The sequence below is a fragment of the Sulfobacillus sp. TH-112 genome (assembly GCF_057473405.1).
Map to the genome: position 1 here is coordinate 1 of NZ_JBYCKN010000087.1, position 7,363 is coordinate 7,363.

9 protein-coding genes are annotated in these 7,363 nt (G+C 52.7%); 2 read left to right on the plus strand and 7 right to left on the minus strand.

The window, feature by feature from the left end:
- Positions 1-189: 189 nt before the first annotated feature.
- Positions 190-1,167 carry a GPR endopeptidase gene (gpr, locus tag ACOJWD_RS05770; RefSeq protein ID WP_486992268.1) on the plus strand — a complete coding sequence of 326 codons (978 nt, stop codon included), beginning with the start codon at positions 190-192 and terminating at the stop codon, positions 1,165-1,167.
- Here the strand turns inward: gpr and ACOJWD_RS05775 are convergent.
- The 3 genes from ACOJWD_RS05775 to ACOJWD_RS05785 all read right to left on the minus strand — a co-directional run bounded on the left by ACOJWD_RS05775 (position 1,164) and on the right by ACOJWD_RS05785 (position 2,812).
- Positions 1,164-1,964 (minus strand): helical backbone metal receptor, encoded by an 801-nt coding sequence (locus ACOJWD_RS05775; protein ID WP_486992269.1) that lies wholly within the window; start codon positions 1,962-1,964, stop codon positions 1,164-1,166. The two genes, gpr and ACOJWD_RS05775, sit on opposite strands and share 4 nt — an antisense overlap.
- The gene (locus ACOJWD_RS05780; protein WP_486992270.1) at positions 1,925-2,185 is read right to left on the minus strand and encodes a hypothetical protein; all 261 of its coding nucleotides are present in this window, start codon (positions 2,183-2,185) and stop codon (positions 1,925-1,927) included. Before ACOJWD_RS05780 ends, ACOJWD_RS05775 begins: the two co-directional genes overlap by 40 nt.
- 81 nt (positions 2,186-2,266) lie before the next feature.
- Entirely contained in the window at positions 2,267-2,812 is a 546-nt protein-coding gene (locus ACOJWD_RS05785; RefSeq protein ID WP_486992271.1) for an NUDIX hydrolase, read from the minus strand.
- Between the two features lie 263 nt (positions 2,813-3,075).
- Between ACOJWD_RS05785 and ACOJWD_RS05790 the strand changes: the two genes are divergently transcribed.
- Positions 3,076-4,203: a citrate/2-methylcitrate synthase gene (locus tag ACOJWD_RS05790; RefSeq protein ID WP_486992272.1), complete on the plus strand. Its 1,128-nt coding sequence runs from the start codon at positions 3,076-3,078 to the stop codon at positions 4,201-4,203.
- 56 nt (positions 4,204-4,259) lie between these two features.
- Here ACOJWD_RS05790 and ACOJWD_RS05795 read toward each other — a convergent pair whose 3' ends face one another.
- The 4 genes from ACOJWD_RS05795 to ACOJWD_RS05810 form a co-directional block, all read right to left on the minus strand.
- Complete coding sequence (locus tag ACOJWD_RS05795; RefSeq protein ID WP_486992273.1) at positions 4,260-4,433, minus strand: hypothetical protein; 174 nt, start codon at positions 4,431-4,433, stop codon at positions 4,260-4,262.
- 225 nt (positions 4,434-4,658) lie between these two features.
- Positions 4,659-5,102: a hypothetical protein gene (locus tag ACOJWD_RS05800; protein WP_486992274.1), complete on the minus strand. Its 444-nt coding sequence runs from the start codon at positions 5,100-5,102 to the stop codon at positions 4,659-4,661.
- Between the two features lie 312 nt (positions 5,103-5,414).
- The gene (locus ACOJWD_RS05805; RefSeq protein WP_486992275.1) at positions 5,415-5,984 is read right to left on the minus strand and encodes a DUF2231 domain-containing protein; all 570 of its coding nucleotides are present in this window, start codon (positions 5,982-5,984) and stop codon (positions 5,415-5,417) included.
- A 109-nt stretch (positions 5,985-6,093) separates the two neighbouring features.
- Positions 6,094-7,221: a purine-cytosine permease family protein gene (locus tag ACOJWD_RS05810; protein ID WP_486992276.1), complete on the minus strand. Its 1,128-nt coding sequence runs from the start codon at positions 7,219-7,221 to the stop codon at positions 6,094-6,096.
- Between the last annotated feature and the right edge of the window lie 142 nt (positions 7,222-7,363).

The window sequence follows — 7,363 nt, forward strand, 5'->3', positions numbered from 1 at the left end:
GAATCCTCTGCTAACCATGTTTGTCTCCGTGGTGGTGGCGCCTATCATCATCGCGCGCGATGCGGTTATGGCGTTCGCATCAGCCATACCCATTGTCCGGCGGAGGTCCGGTGTATAATTGGCTTTGCGCCAGGTCACTCTAAGATCATCACAGGGCTAAGCGAGGAGTCCAACCGGAGGCGGAGTGATTTGGAAGAACGTAAGGAGTCGTTTGAACCCATTCATGTCTATACGGACATGGCGCTTGAAGCGCGGGATATCGTGCGTGGGGATGCTAAGGAGGAAGTTCCCGGCGTCCGAGTGCGCGAAACACGGCGATCCGGAGTGGTGGTGACCGAGGTGGAAATTTATGAGGAGTCTGCTGAACGATTGATGGGGAAGCCGCGAGGACACTATATCACGTTGGATGTACCTACCTTTAAAGATCGCGATCCGGACCTCAAGGGCGCCCTGATTAGCCAATTGACGGATCAATTGAAAGCCCTATTTCCCCAAGATACCGCGAAAAGTGCGCTCATTGTCGGGCTAGGCAATTGGAATGCCACCCCTGACGCCTTAGGACCGCGGGTGGTGGAGCGATTGCTGGTCACCCGTCACCTTGGTCGGGTGGTGCCGGAAGACATGCGCCACCGGATGCGGGCGGTATCTGCGGTTGCCCCAGGGGTGCTAGGCACCACTGGAATTGAGACGTTGGACATTATTCGTGGCATTGTGAGCGAGGCGAAACCGGATTTTGTGGTGGCGATTGATGCCCTGGCCGCACGGAATCTTGATCGATTGTTGGGCAGTGTGCAGATTGCCGATACCGGAATTCACCCCGGGTCGGGAGTGGGGAATCGGCGCCAGGGACTCACGGAAGAAAGTGTTGGAGTCCCGGTGATTGCGATCGGGGTCTGCACCGTGGTGCAGTCCATCAGCATAGCCCAAGAGGCGATCCATCTGTTGAGTCAACAATTGGCCGGAGACATGGTGTTCTATGATATTCTCCAAGAAATGGCGCCCTCGGAGCAGCGGGGACTGATTGATGAGGTGCTGGGGACGCGGTTTGCGGAACTGATGGTGACCCCTAAGGAAATCGATACCTTAATTGACGATATGGCCGACGCTTTGGCGGAGTCTTTGAACCGAGCTTTGCAACCGCAATTAGATAAGAGTGAATGGCTCTAGGTGCTCCAGCCACGGAGCAGTTGGTCCAACTGGTCTCGGGCCTGCATGAGATTTAACCCCGGTTGTAAAAATAGGTCTGAGGGCACCATGCGGATTCGCTCAGGGGCGAGTGGAGCCATGCCGGGCCGTGATTGGATTTTTTCGAGGTCGACTCGACGACCACACCAGGACGCCAGAACAGCGTCGGGGGAGCGACTGGCAATGGCGTCAGGGGTGACGATGCGGTCCTTGGCAAATCGCTCAGAACTGAGTTCTGGGAAAGCCAACTCTGCCCCTGCTAGTTGGAGCAGTTCGGCCACCCAAGGGATAGGGGCCATAATCGGGTCTCCCCATTCCTCAAAGTGAATGCGAATCCGGTCAGCTACCGTGGGACGGGCATAGATGCGCTCGCGCCACTGGGCCACCACCAGGCGACCCGTATCGTCTGCATCCAATAGACTCGCCAGCCGTTCGATCAGGACTTGCACGTCGTTTAGGCTGGTAGGATTAGTGTAGAATACAGAGTATCCTTCAGACGCAAGCTGTCCGACCATAGCATGTTGCAAGTGTGATGTCGAGATCACCAGGTCAGGTTGAAGCTGACGAATGGTCTCAAGATTGGGGCTTACGAATCCGCCCACTTTGGGAAGTTGCCTGGCCCACGCTGGACGTCGCGTAAACCCGGACACGCCCACTACCAGTTGGGCAACATGCAACGCTTCCAATATTTCCGGTAATTCTGCGCCCAAGGTCACAATGCGAGTATACTGTGCCATGGCTAATGCAGAAGAGGATAGATATAGGGGAGGACTAAGCACAACGACACAATCCCCACGATCCACCATAACGCGATTGGTGCGCGGCGGCGTCGACGGGCAGCGGTACGCGGACTGACAGCGACCGGGCGCTTCTTAGGACGAAAAGGTACCACTTTGGCCAACGGACGCGGTGCCATATCCGTTGAGGTTTCCGCGACGCTGCAATCCGCACACAAGTGGCCACCATCGACCACCTTGGCTCCGCAATGTTCACAATTCACCGAAGAAGCCTCCTTTCGGATGCCATTAAGGTCATTGTAGCCGATATTGGTGAATTGTATAGTACATTTTAATGCCATGATCTATCGTTTTTCGTCAGACCGTTGTGCGAGTTCCGTCGGTCGCCATCGACCTCTCTGCATTAACCAGCCACGGGCATTGAGAAAGTAGACCAAACCGAGATGAGTTTTTGCATCGGCAGCCCGCCCTTCAATGAGCAGGTTCGGCACTTCGGTCACAGGAATGATCTTGACCTCAATTTCTTCCGTGGCATCCCAGTGAGTTTCACCTGGAGTGGGATGAATCGTATGGTATAGATGTACCTTATGACGCGATAAACCGGCTGATGGATAAAATCGGGATATGAGACGCATATCTCCCGCCTGATAGCCGGTTTCTTCAGCCAACTCGCGGCGTGCTCCTTGTACGGGTTCTTCGCCGCGACGCAGCCGTCCCGCTGGAAGTTCGAGTATCCGCCGTCCTAACGCTGGGCGAAATTGTTCGACCAGCACAATTCCTTCTGGCACCTCGGCAATTACGGCGCAGACATCGGGTAGTACTAAATACTCATGGATATAATGGGTTCCCCGTACCGTGACGGGAACCTTTCGAATTCGGTTTCTTAACAAATTTTTGGCTCCTCCAACACTCTCGTTAGGGCTATTATAGCAATTGATAGCCGCAAAGCAGAAATAGTCGTAAAAGGTAGTGAAAAGAAGAGCATAAAGCGTGTCAAACGGCGAAACCATGTGGTGAGAAGAGGGTGAGAAAAATTTAGGGGATCGCTTTTGGCGGAAGAGGAGTACAATTTAGTTGTTATTCGAAACTATCGTTGGTGGGTGGTTGTCCAGCGGTTGTTTGTACATAGAGAGTAATACAAGGAGGCGTCACAATGGCAGAAGAGGGATTTAAGGCGGGACTCGAAGATGTAGTGGCCAATACCTCGTCCATTTGTTTTATTGACGGAAACGAGGGGCGCTTAGTCTATCGTGGCTATAATGCTGCCGATTTGGCCGAGACGACCAGCTTTGAAGAAGTAGTGTACTTGTTATGGTATGGCGACTTGCCGAATAAAGAGCAGTTGTCAAAGTTTAATCAGCAGTTGCATAGCGCAGCCCCCCTGGCGCAGCCAGTAAAGGACTTCTTGCGTTCTTTGCCGCACGATACGCATCCGATGGATGCATTGCGAACAGCGGTGAGTTTGGCCGGGATCTATGACCCCGATGGGAGTGCCATGGATTCGGACGCAAATCACCGTAAAGCGGTTCGGTTGGTAGCGCAGGTACCGACAATCGTCGCCGCATTTGACCGTCTCCGCCATGGAGAGGAACCGGTAGAGCCGAATCGGGACCTCCCCCTGGCGGAGAACTTTTTGTATATGATGCACAGCGAACGACCGAAGGCCTTACACGCACAGGTGTTTAACACCGCCTTGATTTTACATGCAGATCATGAACTCAATGCCTCCACGTTTTCCGCTCGGGTCACTGCCGGTACACTGTCGGACATCTATTCGGCGATTACCTCGGCGATTGGCACATTGAAGGGACCGTTGCATGGCGGTGCCAACGAACAGGTCATGTACATGTTAGGTAAGATTGGAACGGTTGACAACACTAAGCCATGGATTGAAAATGCCTTAGCCCATAAGGAAAAAATTATGGGATTCGGCCATCGCGTGTACCATACGGAAGACCCACGCGCCATTATCTTGCGGAGGCTGTCAAAAGATGTTGGCGAAGACGCTCAAGATCTGAAGTGGTATGACATGTTGAACGAGGTGCGCGAGGCGATTATGAGTTCGAAGAAACTCTATCCCAATGTCGATTTCTATTCGGGTTCGGTCTATTCGCAGATGGGCATCCCAACCGATATTTTTACTCCAGTGTTTGCAGTGAGTCGGGTGTCAGGGTGGACTGCCCACGTATTAGAGCAATATAGTAACAATCGTCTCATTCGCCCGCGGGCGGAATACACCGGGATCACGCATCGCGATTTTGTTCCTTTAGACAAACGGTAAGCTGAGAAAGGCTGTCCCTCAAGGGCAGCCTTTGTATTTTAAAGATTTCGCGACTTTTAACGCGCATCCGGTAGCCGACACTGGTATTGCGTGGGCCAAATGTCGCGATGTAGCACCCGCGCCAATACCCAAGATCCGATCGGCAATACGATGATGATCGCCAACATGGGGTGCCAGAAGCTCCCCAGTACCCCTAACATCAGTAGAAAACGCCACCATGGTGTACACATGTTACTTTCCTCCATACACGAATTGTATCATGTTGATGTCTATGGAATCGGGACAGTGATCCCTAGGAACGATTCGATTAACGTCTTACGGTCCTCGGGTGACGGCCCGTCAATCGACCTGACTCTCCTCTAATCCGGGATGTTTTGGACCCATGCCTCAGGCAAGGACTATGGATGGGGGAGGGAGGACAGGGCTCTGAGCTCATGCGCATTTTTAGGGCTAGGCTATTGATCTCCAGCCACTGATGCGACCATCAGTTCGAACAACGGTAATTGCCATCGTGCCCATACCAGCCAGCCCCACAGGCCAGCGAGAATAAGCCACCCGATGCCGTGGATGAACGCATTGGTTGTGGTAATAAGACTAATGCCTAATGCCAGAGAATACCAAGGGATAATTTTTCCGGCCAGAAAATGAAAGCAGTGGGTTTCCTTTGCGGCCATGATAGCGGAGCTTGATACGGAGGTTGCCAAGCTGGCTAGAGGAAGTATAGGCGAGAGGAGGAGTCCAAGAATGGCGAGAGATCGAACCAGAAATCGCCAATTTCGCAACCATACTAAAAAGCTATACGAGGCCACCACCGTACTAACGGCAATAAACGTACGAATGATGGTCTCGGCCAAGCCATTTGGCGTAAACGCGACAATACCAGAAGCACAATAGCCCATAGTTATCGCCACCAGGGAAAACCGATAGACTCGGTCCCGCGAAGCAGGATAAGGCGGCATAACAATGCCCGGCGGAGGCGTTAAATGTTGAATGAGCTCTTCCCGATTGGATCGCGAGCTGACCACTCCTTTAGAGATATTTTCTTCCAGGTGGTCTCAATACGCAACTCAGAGTACGCAGGGCGCACTCTTGGTGGACTCACAAGGATGATGGCACCACCGGGGGACCGAGCGGGCATCTTTTCCTCTAGATTCCAAGAGCACCAGTTCCCCAACGACAGACAACGGGCATGTCGCGGCAAGAGTGGTATGTTAATGTGATGTTTGTAAGTCGGCGGGCACCTTGTAGGATACTCCGTGGACTCCCACGCCATACTGATAGACCATGGTTCCGCCGATGGAGGCCGTCCACGTAATCATCACCACTGCACCCAATAAGAAAATAAAAGATAGCGCCGTTTGCCGGCCTCGTCCGCGTCCATTGAGTGACCAAACTCGATCGGATTGTTGCGAACGGGGATAGCGGGCTATGAGGCGCGATGCCAATGCCAGCAATCCAAAGAGACCGGTCAGCACTGCATAGGCTTGATGGGTGCTGAGGAGTGCCGCGGTGGTAGGGGTCCATTTGACAAACTGTTCAGAAATCACACCGGTTGCACAGACCCAGACTCCAGCGATGAGGCCCAACACTAACAGCCAAAAGCTTGAGCGGTCTAAGAATCGATCCGGCGTGTGCCAGAAAAACGCCAACAGGCTTACTAACAAACTACCCCAGAGCAACACAATGGGGAAGTGTACCATCATCGGATGAATCACGGGAGGAAAGATATGGGTTCCAATATTGATCCATACGCCCAAAATACTGTTCCAAATGCTGATCATGGTAGAGGGTCTCCTTCGCCCAAGATAGTCATACCTGTTACCTTAACGAATGACATCGCATCTTTGTAACATGGAAGAATTTGACCCACGAAAATAACAACGGAATTGGCTACGGCGTGAGCTCAGACTGATGCTGCCGACAATGGGTGGTGTGCGTGTCTTGTCTAGGGATACGGCGAAATACCCACAGCCCATAGAGGAAGGCTGACAACAAAAATCCCACATAGAAGGTGAGGTCGGCGCCGCCAAGGGCTTTGGCCACGGGACCTTCGTAAAGACTGGATGACATAAAAGGAATGGATGCGAGAAGAGCTACTAAGAAACTGACGAGAGCAGCGATCGCATTTCGATGGCGCTGCTCGTCACCCCTGGTTCGTCTCGCGTAAAAGTCCACTAACATGACGCCAAGCCAAGGAGTAAGCCAGTATCCGAGCACTAAGAGAAAGTTGTCGTAATATTGTTCGAAAGATCCAGACCCTAAGAGACTTAACGATAGTCCTAGACCACTAGCAATAATCGCAAGACTCCATCGGGGAAGTGGAATGCGCATGGCGCCAGCAGCGAGTGCATTAGAATAGAGATTCAAGGCGTCAGCGGCGGTTCCGCCGAGCACGATGGCAGCGACCGCAACGTCTCCTAACCCTCCGGTGACATGATAGAGCGCGGAAATGGGGTTGCCGTTACCCGAGCGGACGACGACAGCGACCCCGGCGCCGACTAACTCTAGCCACAGGGACGCGATAAATCCTCCCCAAAAGCTGGCTCGTCGTACTTGGCCACGAGGGGTGTTTTGGGGTAAGTAACGGCTGTAGTCTGATGCATAGGGAGCCCAACTGCCTAGATAGGAAAGAGCGGCAGCAATAACAAGAGCGATGGATGCCCATGGTGTGAAATGTAATGTTGGATGGTAGGCAGCTATGCGGGGATGCTCCAGTAAAATAATCGAGACCACGACGAAGAGCACACCTAATACAAGCGACATGACCCGTTCATAAAGATGAATGAGATTATGCCCGAAGATCGCGAGAAGCCCTTGAATAATCACCAGCATGCCTGCCGCTTGCCAATAGTGAAGAGCCGGGAAGAGCACCCTTAAGGCAAACGAGCCCAGAATATTGTTGACGGAAAACCAGCCAATAGTGCTGAGGTAATTGAGTAGTGCGGGGACCATACCTCCTAAGCCACCAAAGACGCGCCGACTAATCATGAGTTGCGGCAAGCCGAATTCTGGTCCCATGGCCGCACATGAGAATGCCCTGTTTTTCGTGGAAATTGAAACTAGCGATCCTGATGGCTCTCTGGTTGAATAGAGAGTGCTACCCCATCTTAAGGAGGAATCGCTAGTGACTACCAGTATAAAGAAAAACGCGACGGCCGAA